17 protein-coding genes and 3 tRNA genes are annotated in these 14023 nt (G+C 69.9%); 16 read left to right on the top strand and 4 right to left on the bottom strand.

The annotated features are described in order from the left end of the window. Nucleotides 1-40: 40 nt before the first annotated feature. From FHR82_RS12430 to FHR82_RS12410, 5 genes are read left to right on the top strand one after another with little or no spacing between them, the layout of a single operon-like run. Nucleotides 41-511: a hypothetical protein gene (locus tag FHR82_RS12430; RefSeq protein ID WP_184810545.1), complete on the top strand. Its 471-nt coding sequence runs from the start codon at nucleotides 41-43 to the stop codon at nucleotides 509-511. Then, nucleotides 511-1716 (top strand): PPE domain-containing protein, encoded by a 1206-nt coding sequence (locus FHR82_RS12425; protein WP_184810544.1) that lies wholly within the window; start codon nucleotides 511-513, stop codon nucleotides 1714-1716. Before FHR82_RS12430 ends, FHR82_RS12425 begins: the two co-directional genes overlap by 1 nt. Beyond that, nucleotides 1713-1991, top strand: a complete 279-nt coding sequence (locus tag FHR82_RS12420; protein WP_184810543.1) for a hypothetical protein — start codon at nucleotides 1713-1715, stop codon at nucleotides 1989-1991. The genes FHR82_RS12425 and FHR82_RS12420 overlap by 4 nt, the downstream gene beginning before the upstream one ends. Continuing rightward, the gene (locus FHR82_RS12415) at nucleotides 1985-2725 is read left to right on the top strand and encodes a hypothetical protein (protein ID WP_184810542.1); all 741 of its coding nucleotides are present in this window, start codon (nucleotides 1985-1987) and stop codon (nucleotides 2723-2725) included. Before FHR82_RS12420 ends, FHR82_RS12415 begins: the two co-directional genes overlap by 7 nt. Then, entirely contained in the window at nucleotides 2722-3285 is a 564-nt protein-coding gene (locus FHR82_RS12410; protein ID WP_184810541.1) for a hypothetical protein, read from the top strand. The genes FHR82_RS12415 and FHR82_RS12410 overlap by 4 nt, the downstream gene beginning before the upstream one ends. Here the strand turns inward: FHR82_RS12410 and FHR82_RS12405 are convergent. Next, a complete protein-coding gene (locus tag FHR82_RS12405; RefSeq protein ID WP_184810540.1) occupies nucleotides 3231-4127 on the bottom strand; it encodes a helix-turn-helix transcriptional regulator in 897 nt (298 codons plus the stop codon). The genes FHR82_RS12410 and FHR82_RS12405 overlap by 55 nt on opposite strands. Before the next feature lie 67 nt (nucleotides 4128-4194). Continuing rightward, nucleotides 4195-5400, bottom strand: a complete 1206-nt coding sequence (locus FHR82_RS12400) for a L,D-transpeptidase (RefSeq protein WP_184810539.1) — start codon at nucleotides 5398-5400, stop codon at nucleotides 4195-4197. A 357-nt stretch (nucleotides 5401-5757) separates the two neighbouring features. On the opposite strand from FHR82_RS12400, the gene FHR82_RS12395 reads away from it, so the two are divergent. Continuing rightward, entirely contained in the window at nucleotides 5758-5961 is a 204-nt protein-coding gene (locus FHR82_RS12395; protein WP_133905397.1) for a cold-shock protein, read from the top strand. Between the two features lie 117 nt (nucleotides 5962-6078). On the opposite strand, the gene FHR82_RS45995 is transcribed toward FHR82_RS12395, so the two are convergent. Both FHR82_RS45995 and FHR82_RS12385 read right to left on the bottom strand, forming a co-directional pair. Then, entirely contained in the window at nucleotides 6079-6336 is a 258-nt protein-coding gene (locus FHR82_RS45995) for a hypothetical protein (RefSeq protein WP_311771036.1), read from the bottom strand. A gap of 487 nt (nucleotides 6337-6823) precedes the next feature. Then, on the bottom strand, nucleotides 6824-7036 hold the full coding sequence (locus FHR82_RS12385; protein ID WP_184810537.1) for a heavy-metal-associated domain-containing protein: 213 nt from the start codon (nucleotides 7034-7036) through the stop codon (nucleotides 6824-6826). A gap of 381 nt (nucleotides 7037-7417) precedes the next feature. Here FHR82_RS12385 and FHR82_RS12380 point away from each other — a divergent pair, with 381 nt between their 5' ends. From FHR82_RS12380 to FHR82_RS12335, 10 genes are all read left to right on the top strand, one after another. Further along, nucleotides 7418-7666, top strand: a complete 249-nt coding sequence (locus FHR82_RS12380; RefSeq protein WP_184810536.1) for a hypothetical protein — start codon at nucleotides 7418-7420, stop codon at nucleotides 7664-7666. Nucleotides 7667-7790: 124 nt separating this feature from the next. Continuing rightward, a tRNA-Glu gene (locus tag FHR82_RS12375) sits at nucleotides 7791-7863 on the top strand. A 22-nt stretch (nucleotides 7864-7885) separates the two neighbouring features. Further along, a tRNA-Asp gene (locus FHR82_RS12370) sits at nucleotides 7886-7959 on the top strand. Between the two features lie 76 nt (nucleotides 7960-8035). Beyond that, nucleotides 8036-8109, top strand: a tRNA-Phe gene (locus FHR82_RS12365). 99 nt (nucleotides 8110-8208) lie between these two features. After that, nucleotides 8209-9078, top strand: coding sequence for a hypothetical protein (locus tag FHR82_RS12360; protein ID WP_184810535.1), 870 nt, complete (start codon nucleotides 8209-8211; stop codon nucleotides 9076-9078). A gap of 54 nt (nucleotides 9079-9132) precedes the next feature. Next, entirely contained in the window at nucleotides 9133-9555 is a 423-nt protein-coding gene (locus tag FHR82_RS12355; protein WP_184810534.1) for a PPOX class F420-dependent oxidoreductase, read from the top strand. A gap of 244 nt (nucleotides 9556-9799) precedes the next feature. Beyond that, a complete protein-coding gene (locus tag FHR82_RS12350; RefSeq protein WP_184810533.1) occupies nucleotides 9800-11314 on the top strand; it encodes a sugar transferase in 1515 nt (504 codons plus the stop codon). Between the two features lie 2 nt (nucleotides 11315-11316). After that, a complete protein-coding gene (locus FHR82_RS12345) occupies nucleotides 11317-12540 on the top strand; it encodes a class I SAM-dependent methyltransferase (RefSeq protein WP_184810532.1) in 1224 nt (407 codons plus the stop codon). 58 nt (nucleotides 12541-12598) lie between these two features. Beyond that, nucleotides 12599-13381, top strand: coding sequence for a glycosyltransferase family protein (locus tag FHR82_RS12340; protein ID WP_184810531.1), 783 nt, complete (start codon nucleotides 12599-12601; stop codon nucleotides 13379-13381). Continuing rightward, on the top strand, nucleotides 13378-14022 hold the full coding sequence (locus FHR82_RS12335; protein WP_184810530.1) for a PIG-L deacetylase family protein: 645 nt from the start codon (nucleotides 13378-13380) through the stop codon (nucleotides 14020-14022). The genes FHR82_RS12340 and FHR82_RS12335 overlap by 4 nt, the downstream gene beginning before the upstream one ends. Nucleotide 14023 lies beyond the last annotated feature (1 nt).

The raw sequence follows: 14023 nt of genomic DNA, 5'->3' as shown, positions 1-14023 counted from the left end.
GCTGGTGCCCGGGACGGCAGGATCGGGGTGGAGGTAGCCCATGGCGGGCGATCGGATCGACAATCTCACCGAGGCCAAAAGGCTGCAGAAGGAGCACCGGGAGCAGGACGTCATCCAGTTCCTGCCGAGTGTGGCCTCCTTCGGGAACGTGCGGCACGGGGTCACCGGCGTCGGCCTGGACGGCATCGAGGCCGACTTCGCCACGTTGCGCCAGGCCGAGGGCGACCTCGCGCGCCTGCACGACGACCTGCTGGCCCACCTGCGGGACGCCGCGGACCTGACCGGCCCGCTCGGCGACGGGACCAGCCCGGTCACCGGTCCCATGCGCAAGGCGTTCCTCGACCGCGCGGACCTGGAGGGCGGCGTGCAGACCGCGCTGCTCGACTACATGGAGGAGCTGATCTCGGTCCGCACCGCGATCCTGCAGACACTCGCCACCTACGAGGGTGTGGAGAACGACACGGTCGACCAACTGCGGACGCACGCGGGCCAGCTGGAGGAGCTTTCCTGATGAACGTCCCCGACGACTACGACCGCGACCGCCGCCACGAGACCTGGCGGGAGGTGCACGGCTGGTCCGAGCGCGCCAAGAAGCGGCGCGACGACCTGCGCGAGAAGCGCAAGCGCAATCGGCGGCCCGGCCGCTTCGGCAAGGTCAACTGGGACGCCTACCAGCACGACCAGCTGTTCGACATGATCCACCGGGCGAACGTCGGCGACATGTCGTCCCGCGCCGCGCAGTGGAGCACGCTCGCCGGCAAGATCGAGGCGACCACCAGCGACGTGCAGCGGGTGATGGAACGCCTGATGGGCGCGTGGCACGGCCAGGCCGCGGTCAACTCGGCCGCGTCGAACTCGCGGCTCATGCAGTGGGCGGGCACCGCGAGCCAGACCGCGAGCAAGATCGCCGAGGGCATGTCGTCCTACACCGACGCGGTCGGCCGCGCGCAGTCGCACATGCCGGACCCGGCGTTCGCGACCGCCGAACGCAACTTCCGCGACGGCTACACGGTCACCAGCACGGGCGGCCCGAGCACCGCGATCCTGCTGAAGCAGCTCCTGTCCGACGGCATGGTCAGCCACGAGGAGGCCCGCGCCCGCAAGGCCGAGGCCGTGGCCGTCATGGAGGCCTACGAGGGCCAGTCGAAGGACGTCCACGACACGATGCCGCACTTCTCCGACGCGGCCGCGACGACCAACCAGGGCGTCGACACCTGGACACCGACGCCCCACCCGGCACCGGACCCGACGCCGGACGGGACACCGACACCGCCGGAGCACACCACCACGCCGCCGCCGGTCGGCGCCGGCGGGAACTCGACCACGACCGCCTCGAGCTACGTCCCATCCCTGACCGGCGGCGGGTCCACCTCCGTGGGCCCCGGCGGTGGGCCCGGGTACGGCGGTGGCTCCGGGTACGGCGGTGGGCTCGGCAGCCTCGGCTCCGGCGGCTCCGACATCGTCCGCAACTCACCCGGCTACGGCGGCCCCGGCGGACTCGCGGGTGCCGGCGGAGTGCCGGGCCGCGGCGCGGCGGGCGCGGCCGGGATGGCGAACGGCGCGCGCGGTGCCGGCGGGCCGGGTGCCTTCGGCGGCATGCCGTTCGGCCACGGCGCGCAGGGCGACGAGGACAAGGAGCACCGCAACAAGTACGACCAGGGCGTGGACTTCCTCGACGACCTGCCACCCGCCTACCCGTCGGTGTTCGGCGCGTGACCGGCTTCGCCGCCGACCTGCCCGGTATCGCCGCGGCCGAGGCGGTGCTGCGGGCCGCGGCCGACGACCTGGAGATCGACTTCACCCCCGCCGGTGACGTCGGCCCGGGCAGGCTGGGCGCGGTCGTCGGTGCGCTGCTCGCGGGCGCGGCGTCGGACGTGGCCCGCGCCCGTGCCACCGTCACCGGGCTGTCCGAGTCGGTGCGCCAGGTCGGTGACACCTACACCGAGCTGGACAGCGACGCGGCGAGCCGGTTCGATCAGGGCCCGTGGTGACCTACCGGGGACTCGGCTTCGACCCGGCGCCCGGCAGCGTCGACGCGGTCGCGCAGACGATCACGCAGCTGCGGGCGGCGGCGGACGCGCTCGCGTCGGTCGGGCCAGCCGTGCGCACCGCGGCCCGGCACACCGCGGCCTGGGAAGGGGCCGCCGCGGACGCGTTCCGCGCGCAGGTGCCGGCCGAGGATGTAAGCAGGCTGCGTGACGCGCTCCCCGTGCTGGAGCAGTGGGCGGAGACCCTCGCCGCGAACAAGCGGCGCACCGAGGACCTGGACGCGCGTGCCCTGCGTGCCCGCCGCGCGCTCGACGACGCCCGCGACGCCCTGCAGGACCGGCAGAACACCCTGGACCTCGCCGCCACCCCGGCGGCCGCGGCGAGTGCGAGCGTCGACGTCGCCGCGGCGACCGACCGGGTCGCCACCGCCGAGTCGGCGCTCCGGGAGGTGCTGGCGGAGGCACGGGACCTGGAGCGCGCGCACCAGCGAGCGGCCGACGACGTGGCCGCGGCCCTCGACACCGGTGCGGAGCCCGCGGACGACCGGCAGGCGATCCGCGCGCTGGCCGGGGTGCTGAACCGGTCGTCCCGCGTGTCCGCGTCGCTGGCCGCGCTGGTGGCCCCCGGCACGTTCGCCACCCCACCGGCCGGGGTCATGGCGGTCGCCGCCGCGCAGCCGTTGCGCGGCACGGGTGAGCTGATGGTGCTCGGCGAGACCCCGCTGAGCGAGTCGTGAAGCTGGCCGCCATCCCGGGGATCACCCCGGTGTCGATGCACTCGGTCGACGCGACGGCCACGGCGCTGACCGAGCTGCTCGTGTCCGTCCGCGGCCCGGAGTCGGCACACGACCCCGGCGTCGCGCTCGCCGCGCGCGACGCGGCGGAGCTGGCGCACGAGAACGGCGCGGGCCTGGTCGCCGTGGCGTCGCACGCGCAGGCCGACCCGGCGATCCTCGTCGGCATGGTCGTCACGGCCGACACCCCGCTCGGTCCGGACGCGGCGGCGGAGCTGGCGCACCACCTGTCCGACGGCGACGGGCAGGACATCCGCGAGGTCACGTCGTCGACCACCACCCGCGGCTACCCGGTGGTGATCGCGGAACGGATCCTGCTGTCCGCCGCGCCCACCGCGGGCGCCCAGCTACAGGCCGTGGTGATCGAGCCCGACGGCAGGCGGATGGCCGTGTTCACCCTGCATTCCACGACCGGCCGCGGCTGGCTCGAACTGGCGACCGTGCTGGGTCAGCTGGTGTCGTCGGTGGATTTCGCGGAGTCGGTCAGCAGTTTGTCCCGGTAGTCCCGGGGTGTTTCCCCGACCACTTTCCGGAATGTCCTGGAAAAGTGCGCGGCGTTCGCGAATCCGCATTGTTTGGAGATTTCCCCGATGCCGCGGTTCGCGTGTGCCGGATCGCCGAGGAGCTCTTTCGCGCGGTCGATCCGCAGTTGCCGGATGCGGCCGGAAACCCCGTCCCCGTCGTCGAACAACTGGTACAGCCGCCGCCGCGAGATGAACAGCGCCTCCGCGATCCGCTCCGCGGTCAGCGCCGGGTCGGACAGGTGCTCCTTGATGTGGGCGACGGCATCGCGGCGGCGGGTGGCGATCGCGTCCGCCCGGCTCAGCTCGGTGCGCAGCGCGCTGCGCAGCACCAGTTCCGCGAGCCCGGTCAGGTACGGCTTGATCCCGTGCGGGTCAAGGGAACCCGACACCACCAGCAGGTGCGACACGGCCGCCGCGAACAACGTCTGCAGTGACCGGTCCAGCGGGACGGGCCGGAACATCAGCGGCCGCAGCTCCGCGAAGCTGATCGACAGTTTCGCGGTCGAAACGGTCAGCATGACCGTGCCGCTGCGACCGGCAGGCCGTGCCCGCAGCGCGCATTCCGGAAAAGACAGGCTGACGCCGCGCGCCGGCACGTACTTCGGCAGCGACGCCCGCATCACCAGCTGGATCTGCGCCGGTTCACGGGCCGCGACGGTCGGCGCGTCGATCGCCATCCGTGCGGCGCTGGCGCCGGAGGCACGCACGACGAGATAGCCGACGGCCACGTCGTCACCGGCACTGTCACCGTTACCGGCCGCCGCGGCCGGCAGCGCAGACGAAAGAGCCGCGAACGCCCGTGACGTGGATGGCCCAGACATGGATGTCGCCCCAATGCTTCGTCCAGCACTGGGGCGACACCATAGATGATTGACGCGGCTTCGGTGGTCACACGGCGGACTTGGCCAGCCACTGGTCCCAGGTCAGGGCCCAGTCGTAGTAGTCGCCGTCCTCGGCGCCGAGCTGTTCGGTGCTGCCGACGATCTCGACCGGGTCACCGGTCATCGCGCTGTCGAAGTAGATCTTCGCGTTCTCCGGCGCCAGGTTCGCGCAGCCGTGCGACACGTTCTGCTTGCCCTGCGCCCAGATCGACGGCGCGTACCCGTGGATGAACTCGCCGTTGTTAGAGATCCGGACCGCCCACGGCACGACCACGTTCTCGTAGTTGTACTTCGGGTTGGTCATCGAGTACGTCTCGTGCTTCGACATCACCACGTGCGTGCCGCTGTGGGTGACGCGGCCGGGGTCGGACTCCAGCCCGTAGCTCGCCGGGAAGTCCGCCACCTGCACGCCGTCGCGGATGACCACGAGGCGGTGCGTCTGCGTGTTGGCCTGCACGATCTGCGAGCGGCCGATGGTGAAGTGCGCGGTCCGGTCCTCGGCGCCGTACTTGCCGTCGCCGAACGGGGTGCCGTACAGCTTCGCCACCAGGTTGACCTGCGTGCCCGGCGCCCAGTACGTCTTGGGCCGCCAGTGCGCGGTGCGGTCGTCCAGCCACGCCCACGCGCCCTCGGTCGGCACGGACGTCGTGACCGTCATGGCCTTCTGCACCGTGGCCTTGTCGGTGACGTCGCGCTCGAACTTCACGGCGATCGGCATCGCGACGCCGTAGGTCTTGCCGTCGCCGACGTTCAGCGACGCGTCGACCTGCCCGGCGGGGGTGACCGTGGTGAAGGACCCCGAGATCGGCGCGGTCTTGCCGTCCGTGCCCTTCGCGGTGCCCGCCCACGTGTAGGTCTTGCCGTAGCCGAGCGGCTCACCGACCGCCCAGGACGTCTTGTCCGCCGACAGCTGCCCGACGACCTGCTTGCCGGTCGGGTTGGTCAGCGTCAGCGCTTCGATGGTGCCGTCGGCGACCGTCACGTTCACCGGCGCCACTGGCGAGACGTCCACCGCGCCGGACGTCGGCGTGAGCGTGATCTTCGCGGGCGGTTTGGGCGCCGCCTGCCCCGCGGGAGTGTCCGAGGACGTCTGCTTGTCGCCGAACGGGCTCGCGGCGTCGTCGCCGGAACTGCAGGCCGTCAACCCCAGGACAGCCACGACCCCCGCTGCCAGAACTGCTCTCGGCACCCACCGAGACCACCGTCCACCCATCGATTCCCCCTGTTCACGCCACTGCGTCAAGCTCACATCTGTTTCGACGCCTTTGGGTGGATATACGTTGGCTCGTTCGTATGTGATGCAGATCACGCAGGTTCGCCCGGCCGCAGCCAGCGGCTATCGAATCGGGGGTGTAATCAGCCGTGTGCAAGTAGTAGTGCCGCGAGTGGTCGTCGCGCTACGCTCTGCCGCGCAGGCCGTTAGTAGTTTCTGTGTTCGTGCTTTACACGCTCGCGGAACGTACAAACGCGGGCGTGCCGCTTGTCCGTCGGAGTTGACGGAGGAACGCCCGAGGGGCTGCCGGGGTTGCATGGTGCAACCCCATGCTTATCCTGCGACGGAGGCAGGCGGATGGCACAGGGCACAGTGAAGTGGTTCAACTCCGAGAAGGGCTTCGGCTTCATCGCCGTTGACGAGGGCGGCGACGACGTCTTCGTGCACTACTCGGAGATCCAGGGCAAGGGTTTCCGCACCCTGGAGGAGAACCAGCGTGTCGAGTTCGAGGTTGGGCAGGGCACGAAGGGTCCCCAGGCGACGAACGTGCGCGCACTGTAGGTAGCTCAGCGCCGAAGGGCCCCGGTCGGGTGCGACCGGGGCCCTTCGTGTTGCTCGGGCTCAGCGTTGCTCGGGCTCAGCGTTGTCTTGCGTGGGTTGTCGGGGCTTGCGGTCGGTTCAGCGGCGGGGAAGCTGCTGTGCCTCCCACTCGAGGCGCTGCATCACCCACTCCTGGGCGAGCGCGAGTGGCGAGGTCTGGTTGTGTGCCGCGATCTCACGCAGCTGCTCGTTCGCCATCAGCGACATGCGCAGCTGGTAGACCTGCGACCCACCGAAGCGGCGGCCTGAGCCCGTCGTCTCGGGGTCGCCCTCGGGGGAAAGAGCGGCCAGGTACGACTCGAGTTCGTGGTCCGGCAGGGCCTCACCCTGCTCCACCTCGGTGCGATGACGCCCGGCGTCGGCACGATCTGCCGCCGCCTTGGCGCTTGGTCGACTACGTCCGGTGAAAAGCACCTGGGAAGAATAACGAACGGATTGCGGTCTCACCAGCAAAGCAACCCAAATCACGCGTAAGGGTTGCGTCACTGTGGGTATTTGTGCTGCGCAAACCGGGTGCGGACATGGAGAGGCCCCCGCGCCAGGGGGAGGAACGCGGGGGCCGGAGGGGATCTCCACAGGCGCTGACCGGGGGTGTGTCAGCGAGTCGATTGTTGCACGCGCACGCGCCCGGGGGGAGAGGGCAAAGGTGAAAAATCTAGAGAACTATTCACCTGGTGTTCGCCGCGGCGCTCAAATCTCCACCCTGCGGCCCGGTGACCAGCGGCTATGCCGGGTCTGCCGGACGGAAGTTCCACCAAGGGCCAGGTTCGGCCGGACGTGCCGGTTTCTTGTGGACCGATCCCGAAGGTGGAGTCACAACGTTTCAGTCGGCAAGCCGGTGGCCTGCCGAGGCCACGGCCGCCGCCACGCGCGGGCGGCTCAGCTCGTCGGCGCTCGTGATCGTCACCGAGCCGGTGGACAGGTTCACGTCCACGTCCGTGACGTTGGCGAGCCCTGACAGCTCCTCGGTGACCGAGTTGGCGCAGTGGTCGCAGGTCATGCCGGCGACCCGGTACACGTTGTAGATCGTGTGCATGGGCACTGGTCTCAGGTGTCCTTTCTCGTACGGCCTCCCATCTATGGCTTCGACCCGCGGCGCGCCGCGCTTGAGGGAGCAGGCGTCCCCCACATGGGTCGCCTTGCTCGAAATGCCGTCACCGCTGGTCGCAGGCGGATCGATCGGGGGTAGCTCGATCAGCCTCTCTACTCAGGCGACGTCACCATGGGGTGGTCGATGATCGACTGCGGCCATTCGGGTGATCTGAGTCAAGCGGTTCTGTAGGTCCCGACGGGTGTGACCGGGAGGCTGATCGGCCACGACTACTATCCGTGGGGGGCGGATTCACTCCTCGGGGGGCTGTGGTAATGGCCCCGAGTCTCATAGCCTTCCCCGAAACCTGATGGTCGGGGAGGCGACATGAGCGGCCCAGTCGAAGTCCGTGACTTCCTGTTGCAGCACGAGTCAAGGGACACCGCCCTCAATTTCGGCAACGGCGGTGTGCCGGCCCAGCGGAGCGGCGAGACCTCACGCGTGTCCGACGAGCAGGTGCGCCGTGCACAGCTCGCCGTGGCTCGCAGCGCACAGAGCGTCGAGGACTGCCGAGAACTGCTGGACATGCTGGGCCTCGCGCCCGGAGAGGATGGCATCCCACCGGTCCGCCGCTGACGACGTCGACCGGCCGGCACGCGGTTCCGCCGGCCGGTTGTCGCAGGTGAAAGGGTGTTCGGATACCCGCTTTGTAGGGGCCCGGGGGCATGTCATATGCTTTCGATGCTCCAAGCGGGACCGGGCTCCCATCGTCTAGCGGCCTAGGACTCCGCCCTTTCAAGGCGGCAGCGCGGGTTCGAATCCCGTTGGGAGCACGCAGTACCGTTGTACAAGCAAGGCCCTGTGGCGCAGTTGGTTAGCGCGTCGCCCTGTCACGGCGAAGGTCGCGGGTTCGAGTCCCGTCAGGGTCGCGGAAGTTCCTCACGGAACTTCTGGCCAAGCGTGGTCCATACCTCGGTTGGGGTGGTGGGCCACTTTTGGTTTTCCGGCCAGGTAGCTCAGTTGGTATGAGCGACCGCCTGAAAAGCGGTAGGTCGGCGGTTCGATCCCGCCCCTGGCCACACTCTCTCGTACGGGCTCCGGGTCTCTCCGGAGCCCGTATTGCTGTGCGGCTCCTTCGGTCAGCGACTTGGCCGGGTGAGAGCCGCTAGGGTGCGCGCGTGCGCACCACCTTCGGCACCATCCTCGTCCTGCTCGGGTGTCTGCTCGCCGCGCCCGCGGTGGCGGCCTACGCGCTCGTCGGGGAGGTGACCGACCAGCAGCGGTACCTCGACGCCGTCGAACCGCTCGCCGACGACCCCGCCATCCAGCAGTCCGTGGCGTCGCAGATCGACGCGGCCCTCGGGGACAAGGTGCCGGCGTCGGCGAAGCCGCTGGTCGACCAGAGCGTGGACACGTTCGTCAAGAGTGCCGAGTTCCGGCAGCTGTGGCTCTCCGTGAACAAGGAGGCCCACCCGGAGGTGCTCGCCATGCTGCGCGGCGAGGAGAGCGGCAGCCTGAGCGTCCAGGGTGACGCGATCGTCCTGGACCTCGGGGACGTCACCACCCAGCTCCGCGACCGCATGACCACCGAGGGGGTGCCGTTCGCGGCGCAGATTCCCCAGATCAACGCGAACGTGGAGCTGATCTCCCGCCCCGCGGTGCGGCAGCTGGTGCCCGCGTTCGACCTGCTCGAGACGCTCAGCGTCATCCTGCCGATCGTGGCGCTGGCCCTGCTGCTCGGCGGCGTGCTGATCGCCGCGCGGAAGGGGCGGGTGCTGATCGTCGGCGGGATCGGGCTCGTGGTCATGATGTTGCTGCTCGTGTTGGCCGCGTTCCTCGCGCGCAGCCAGGTGACCGCCCGGAGTCCGCGGCCGGAGCTGGCCGGGTCCTTCTACGACGCGCTCACGAGCCAGGTCTTGACGATCGCGTGGATCGTGTGCGCGGTCGGTGGCGTGGCGGTGATCGTGGGCGGCATCGCGGCGGCCGCCTCCTCGAAGCGGCAGGCCCCGCCTCCCCCGCCGCGGCGGCGGGCACATTTCTCGCACTGATCGGTCGATCTCGCCGGGCTCGGTTCGTGTACGTGTCGACGAGAGGAGACACCCATGTTCAGCCCCGACGAACTCGCCTACCTGCGTAGCCAGCCCCTCGCCCGCCTCGCCACCCTCAACCCCCACGCCCAGCCCGACGTGGTCCCCGTCGCCTTCGAGGCAGACGAGACCGGGTTCTGGGTCGGCGGTGGGGCCACCGTCGTCACCACCCGCAAGATCCGCAACATCGCCGCGGGCCGCAGCAAGGTCGCGCTGGTGGTCGACGACCTCATCTCACTCGACCCCTTCGTCGCGCGCGGCATTCGGGTGTACGGGACCGCCGGCGCCCCGCAGGAGCGGACCGGGCTCGTCGGCCCGGGTACCTACGTGCGGATCACGGCGACCACGTCGTGGAGCTGGAACCTGCACGGGCAGCCCGCGGCGGACGAGTGGTACGCCACGTCACGAACGGACCATTCAGGCCACCGTCAATTGTGAAACTGGGCTGGTCACGCGGGTTACCTGACCGTTGACCACCTGTAAGCACCGTTCCTCGTGGTGGAACGACTCACTGTCCGTGTAACGGCTCCCGTGTCCCGAGCGAATCAGTGAACGCGGCCACGGGACGGCAGGGGCAAACCGAATCGTTGGATCGCAACGACATTAGTCCATTCATGGGCAAGCGGGGACGCCCAATCAACCCGCCATGCGCGCATGCGCGCACAAGGCTGGGGGGACCACGATGCGTGAGCAACAACTCGGCGCCCCACGGCGGAGACCGGTGATCCTGCGGGGCCTGTCTGCCAACCGCCGACTCCCGCAGGAGCCCAGCCGTCCGCCCGTCGGAGGCTGGGAACCCCGGTACCGCCGTTACGTAATCACCAGTGACGTCCTGGTCACGATATCGGCAGCGCTGGCCGTCGGCGGGCTGCTGAGCGTCGGTGGGGCCGCGCTGTTCAAGGACCTCACCCTCGGCTTCCTGTCGGTGATCTCCGTCATCTGTTCGCTCGCCATGAACCGGGCCTGGCACCCGACCGTCCTCGGGCAGGGCGCCGACGAGTACGTCCGCCTCGGGCGTGGCATGTTCGCCGGGGCCGTCGCGCTCGGGCTCGCCGGGCTCGCGACCGGGGTCGTGTCGACCCGGCCCTGGGTGTTCATCGTCATACCGGCCACCGCCATGTTCGCGTTGCTGGCCCGCTACCTGCTGCGACAGGTCCTGCACCGGGCCCGGTACGAAGGCGAGTGCCTGCTGCCGGTGATGGCCGCGGGTGGCATCGACACCGTGCGCGACCTCATCACCCGCACCAAGGCCGCACCGCACGTCGGGTGGCGCGTCGACGCGGTCTGCACCGTCGATGGCGCGGGCGACAGCGGCGCGGGAGGCCACAGCGGCATGGAGATCGACGGTGTGTCCGTCATCGGCACGCTCGACGAGCTGGCCGACCACGTCCGCCGCGGCGGGTACCGCATCGTCGCGATCACCGCCGACCCGTACTGGACGCCCCGCAGGCTGCAGCAGCTCGCCTGGAAGCTCGAGGGCAGCGGCGCGGAGATGGTGGTGGCGCCGACGCTGATGGAGGTCGCCGGGCCGCGGCTGCACGTGTCCGGTGTCCTCGGCATGCCGTTGCTGCGGGTCAGCGCGCCCGCGTTCAACGGTGTCCGCCGCGTCGTGAAGGGCGTGGTCGACCGGATCGGCGCGTTCCTGCTGCTGACGGTGGGCGTGCCGATCATGGTGGGCGCGGGCGTCGCGATCCTCGCCACCAGCCGGGGCGGTGTGTTCTACAAGCAGCGCAGGGTCGGCAAGGACGGCAAGGAGTTCACGATCCTGAAGTTCCGCACGATGGTGCGTGACGCCGACCGGCTGAAGGAGCACCTCACCGACGCCAACGAGGGCGCCGGTGTCCTGTTCAAGATGCGCCGCGACCCCAGGGTGACCAGGGTCGGCGCGTTCCTGCGGCGCTACTCGATCGACGAGCTGCCGCAGCTGTTCAACGTCCTGACCGGCGCCATGTCGCTGGTGGGGCCACGGCCACCGCTGCCGGAGGAGAGCGCCCGCTACGAGGCGGACGTGCGGCGGCGGCTGCTCGTGAAGCCGGGGTTGACCGGGTTGTGGCAGGTCAGCGGGCGTAGCGACCTGCCGTGGGAAGAAGCGGTCCGGTTGGACCTGCGGTACGTGGAGGACTGGTCCCTCGCGCTCGACGCGATGATCCTGTGGAAGACCTTCCGGGCTGTGCTCGGTGGTCAGGGAGCTTACTGACGATGAACTGCCGACTCTGTGGCTCGACGAACCTCGCCAGCGTTGTCGACCTCGGCGCCACTCCACCCTGCGAGCTGTTCCTGTCGGCCGAGGCGGTCGACGAACCCGAGATGACGTACCCGCTGCACCTGAAGCTGTGCACGGAGTGCCTGCTGGCGCAGCTGCCGCCGCTGATCACGCCGGAGGAGACGTTCACCGAGTACGCGTACTTCTCGTCGTACTCCGACTCCTGGGTGCGGCACGCGAAGGACTTCGTCGACGCGCAGGTCGCGCGGATCGACCCGAAGTTCGTCGTCGAGGTCGCGTCCAACGACGGTTACCTCCTGCAGCACGTGGTCGCCGGGGGCATCCGCTGCCTGGGCATCGAGCCGTCGGTGAACGTGGGGGAAGCGGCGCGCGACAAGGGCGTGCCGACGCTGACCGCGTTCCTGTCGCCGGAGACGGGCCAGGCGGTCCGCGACGAGCACGGCCCGGCCGACTTGGTGGTCGCCAACAACGTGTACGCCCACATCCCGGACGTGGTCGGGTTCACCCAGGGGCTGCGCGCGCTGGTCGCCGACGACGGCTGGGTGTCGATCGAGGTGCAGCACCTGCTGACGCTGATCGAGCTGAACCAGTACGACACGATCTACCACGAGCACTTCCAGTACTACACGGTCGCGTCCGCGCAGCGCGCGCTCGCGAGCGGCGGCCTGTCCCTTGTGGACGTCGAGCTGGTGCCGACGCACGGCGGGTCGATCCGCCTGCTGGCCCAGCCGGCGGAGAGTGCTCCCGAACCGACGCGGCGTGTCCTGGACGTGCTGAGCCGCGAGAAGGCCGCGGGCCTGCACGAGCTGACCGGGTACGCCGAGTTCGCCCAGCGGGTGGCGAAGGTGCGCCGCGACCTGCTGCGCTTCCTCGTCGACACGGTCGACGAGGGCAGGACCGTCGTCGGGTACGGCGCGCCAGGCAAGGGCAACACGCTGCTCAACCACTGCGGCATCCGCCCCGACCTCCTGCAGTACACGGTGGACCGCAACCCGTACAAGCACGGCCGGTACACGCCCGGCACGCGGATCCCGATCCTGCCGCCCGAGCAGATCGCGGTGGACAAGCCGGACTACGTGCTCGTGCTGCCCTGGAACCTGCGCACCGAGCTGACCGCCCAACTGTCCTATGTGGGCGAATGGGGCGGAAAGCTCGTCTTCCCCATCCCGCACCTGGAGATCGTCGAGGTCAAGCCATGAGCGAGCTTGCGAGCGGATCAAGGTCGCCGAGATGCCTCGGAGCCTGCGAGGAGGCATCGTGAAGGTCGTGCTGTTCTGCGGCGGCTACGGCATGCGCATGCGCAACGGTGCCGCCGACGACGTGCCCAAGCCGATGGCCATGGTGGGCCCTCGGCCGCTGATCTGGCACGTGATGCGCTACTACGCCCACTTCGGGCACACCGAGTTCATCCTGTGCCTCGGCTACGGCGCCCACCACATCAAGCGGTTCTTCCTCGAGTACGAGGAGACCGCCTCCAACGACTTCGTCCTGCGGGACGGCAAGCCGGAGCTGCTCTCCACCGACATCGCCGACTGGACGATCACGTTCGTGCAGACCGGCATCGAGTCGGCCATCGGCGAGCGGCTGCGCCGGGTGCGCGAGTACCTGGACGGTGACGAGATGTTCCTCGCCAACTACGCGGACGTGCTCACCGACGCCCCGCTGCCGGACATGATCGACCGGTTCGAGAAGTCCGGCGCGGGCGCGCAGATGATGGTCGTGCCGCCGCAGTCGTCGTTCCACTGCGTGGAGATGGGCACCGACGGCATGGTCGGTGCGATCACGGCGGTCAGCGAGATGCCGCTGTGGGAGAACGGCGGCTACTTCGTGCTGCGCCAGGAGGTCTTCGACCACATCCCGGAGGGCGGCGACCTCGTCGCCGACGGCTGCGGTGAGCTGGCGAAGCGCGGCAGGCTCGGCGCGTACCCGTACCGCGGCTTCTGGCAGCCGACGGACACCGTCAAGGAACGCACCATGCTCGACGACGGCTACGCGCACGGTGTCAAGCCGTGGGCGCTGTGGGACCAGGTGCCGGCGTGATCGGTCTGGGGGCGCGCGTCACGAAGGTGGTCGCGCTGGGAGCGCACTGCGACGACATCGCGATCGGCGCGGGCGGCACGCTGCTCACGCTGTGCCGGGCCAACCCGGGCCTGCGGGTCGACGCGCTCGTGCTGTCCGGCGGCGGCACGGAACGCGAGGAGGAGGAACGGGAGGCGCTGCGGGCGTTCTGCCCGGGTGCCGCGCTGGACGTGACCGTGCACAAGCTCCCCGACGGCCGGCTGCCCGCGCACTGGGACGAGGCCAAGTCCGCGCTGGAGGAGCTGCGCCGCCACACGGACCCGGACCTGATCCTCGCGCCCCGCACCGAGGACGCGCACCAGGACCACCGCGGCCTGGCCCAGCTCGTCCCGACGGTCTACCGCGACCACCTGGCGCTGGGCTACGAGATCGTCAAGTGGGACGCCGACCTCGGCAGGCCCACCGCCTACCAGCCGCTTTCGGTGGAAACCGCCGAGAAAAAAGTCGAACTGCTGCAACAGCACTACGCCTCGCAGCGACACCGTCCTTGGTACGACCGGGAGACCTTCCTCGGGCTCGCGCGCATCCGCGGCATCGAATGCCAGGCGCGCTACGCGGAGGCGTTCTCGGTGAACAAGCTGACACTCGATTGGGAGGGCTAGC

The sequence above is a fragment of the Actinophytocola algeriensis genome (assembly GCF_014203735.1).
Taxonomy (GTDB): domain Bacteria; phylum Actinomycetota; class Actinomycetes; order Mycobacteriales; family Pseudonocardiaceae; genus Actinophytocola; species Actinophytocola algeriensis.
This window is presented reverse-complemented; position numbering and strand designations above follow the sequence as displayed.

Excerpts from the sequence above, each read along its gene's own strand:
- FHR82_RS12380 (WP_184810536.1), top strand. The coding sequence starts at position 7,418 with ATGAGCGGCCCAGTCGAAGTCCGTGACTTCCTGTTGCAGCACGAGTCA.
- FHR82_RS12425 (WP_184810544.1), top strand. The coding sequence starts at position 511 with ATGAACGTCCCCGACGACTACGACCGCGACCGCCGCCACGAGACCTGG.
- FHR82_RS12430 (WP_184810545.1), top strand. The coding sequence starts at position 41 with ATGGCGGGCGATCGGATCGACAATCTCACCGAGGCCAAAAGGCTGCAG.
- FHR82_RS12405 (WP_184810540.1), bottom strand. The coding sequence starts at position 4,127 with ATGTCTGGGCCATCCACGTCACGGGCGTTCGCGGCTCTTTCGTCTGCG.
- FHR82_RS12395 (WP_133905397.1), top strand. The coding sequence starts at position 5,758 with ATGGCACAGGGCACAGTGAAGTGGTTCAACTCCGAGAAGGGCTTCGGC.
- FHR82_RS12400 (WP_184810539.1), bottom strand. The coding sequence starts at position 5,400 with ATGGGTGGACGGTGGTCTCGGTGGGTGCCGAGAGCAGTTCTGGCAGCG.
- FHR82_RS12355 (WP_184810534.1), top strand. The coding sequence starts at position 9,133 with ATGTTCAGCCCCGACGAACTCGCCTACCTGCGTAGCCAGCCCCTCGCC.
- FHR82_RS12345 (WP_184810532.1), top strand. The coding sequence starts at position 11,317 with ATGAACTGCCGACTCTGTGGCTCGACGAACCTCGCCAGCGTTGTCGAC.
- FHR82_RS12385 (WP_184810537.1), bottom strand. The coding sequence starts at position 7,036 with ATGCACACGATCTACAACGTGTACCGGGTCGCCGGCATGACCTGCGAC.
- FHR82_RS12350 (WP_184810533.1), top strand. The coding sequence starts at position 9,800 with ATGCGTGAGCAACAACTCGGCGCCCCACGGCGGAGACCGGTGATCCTG.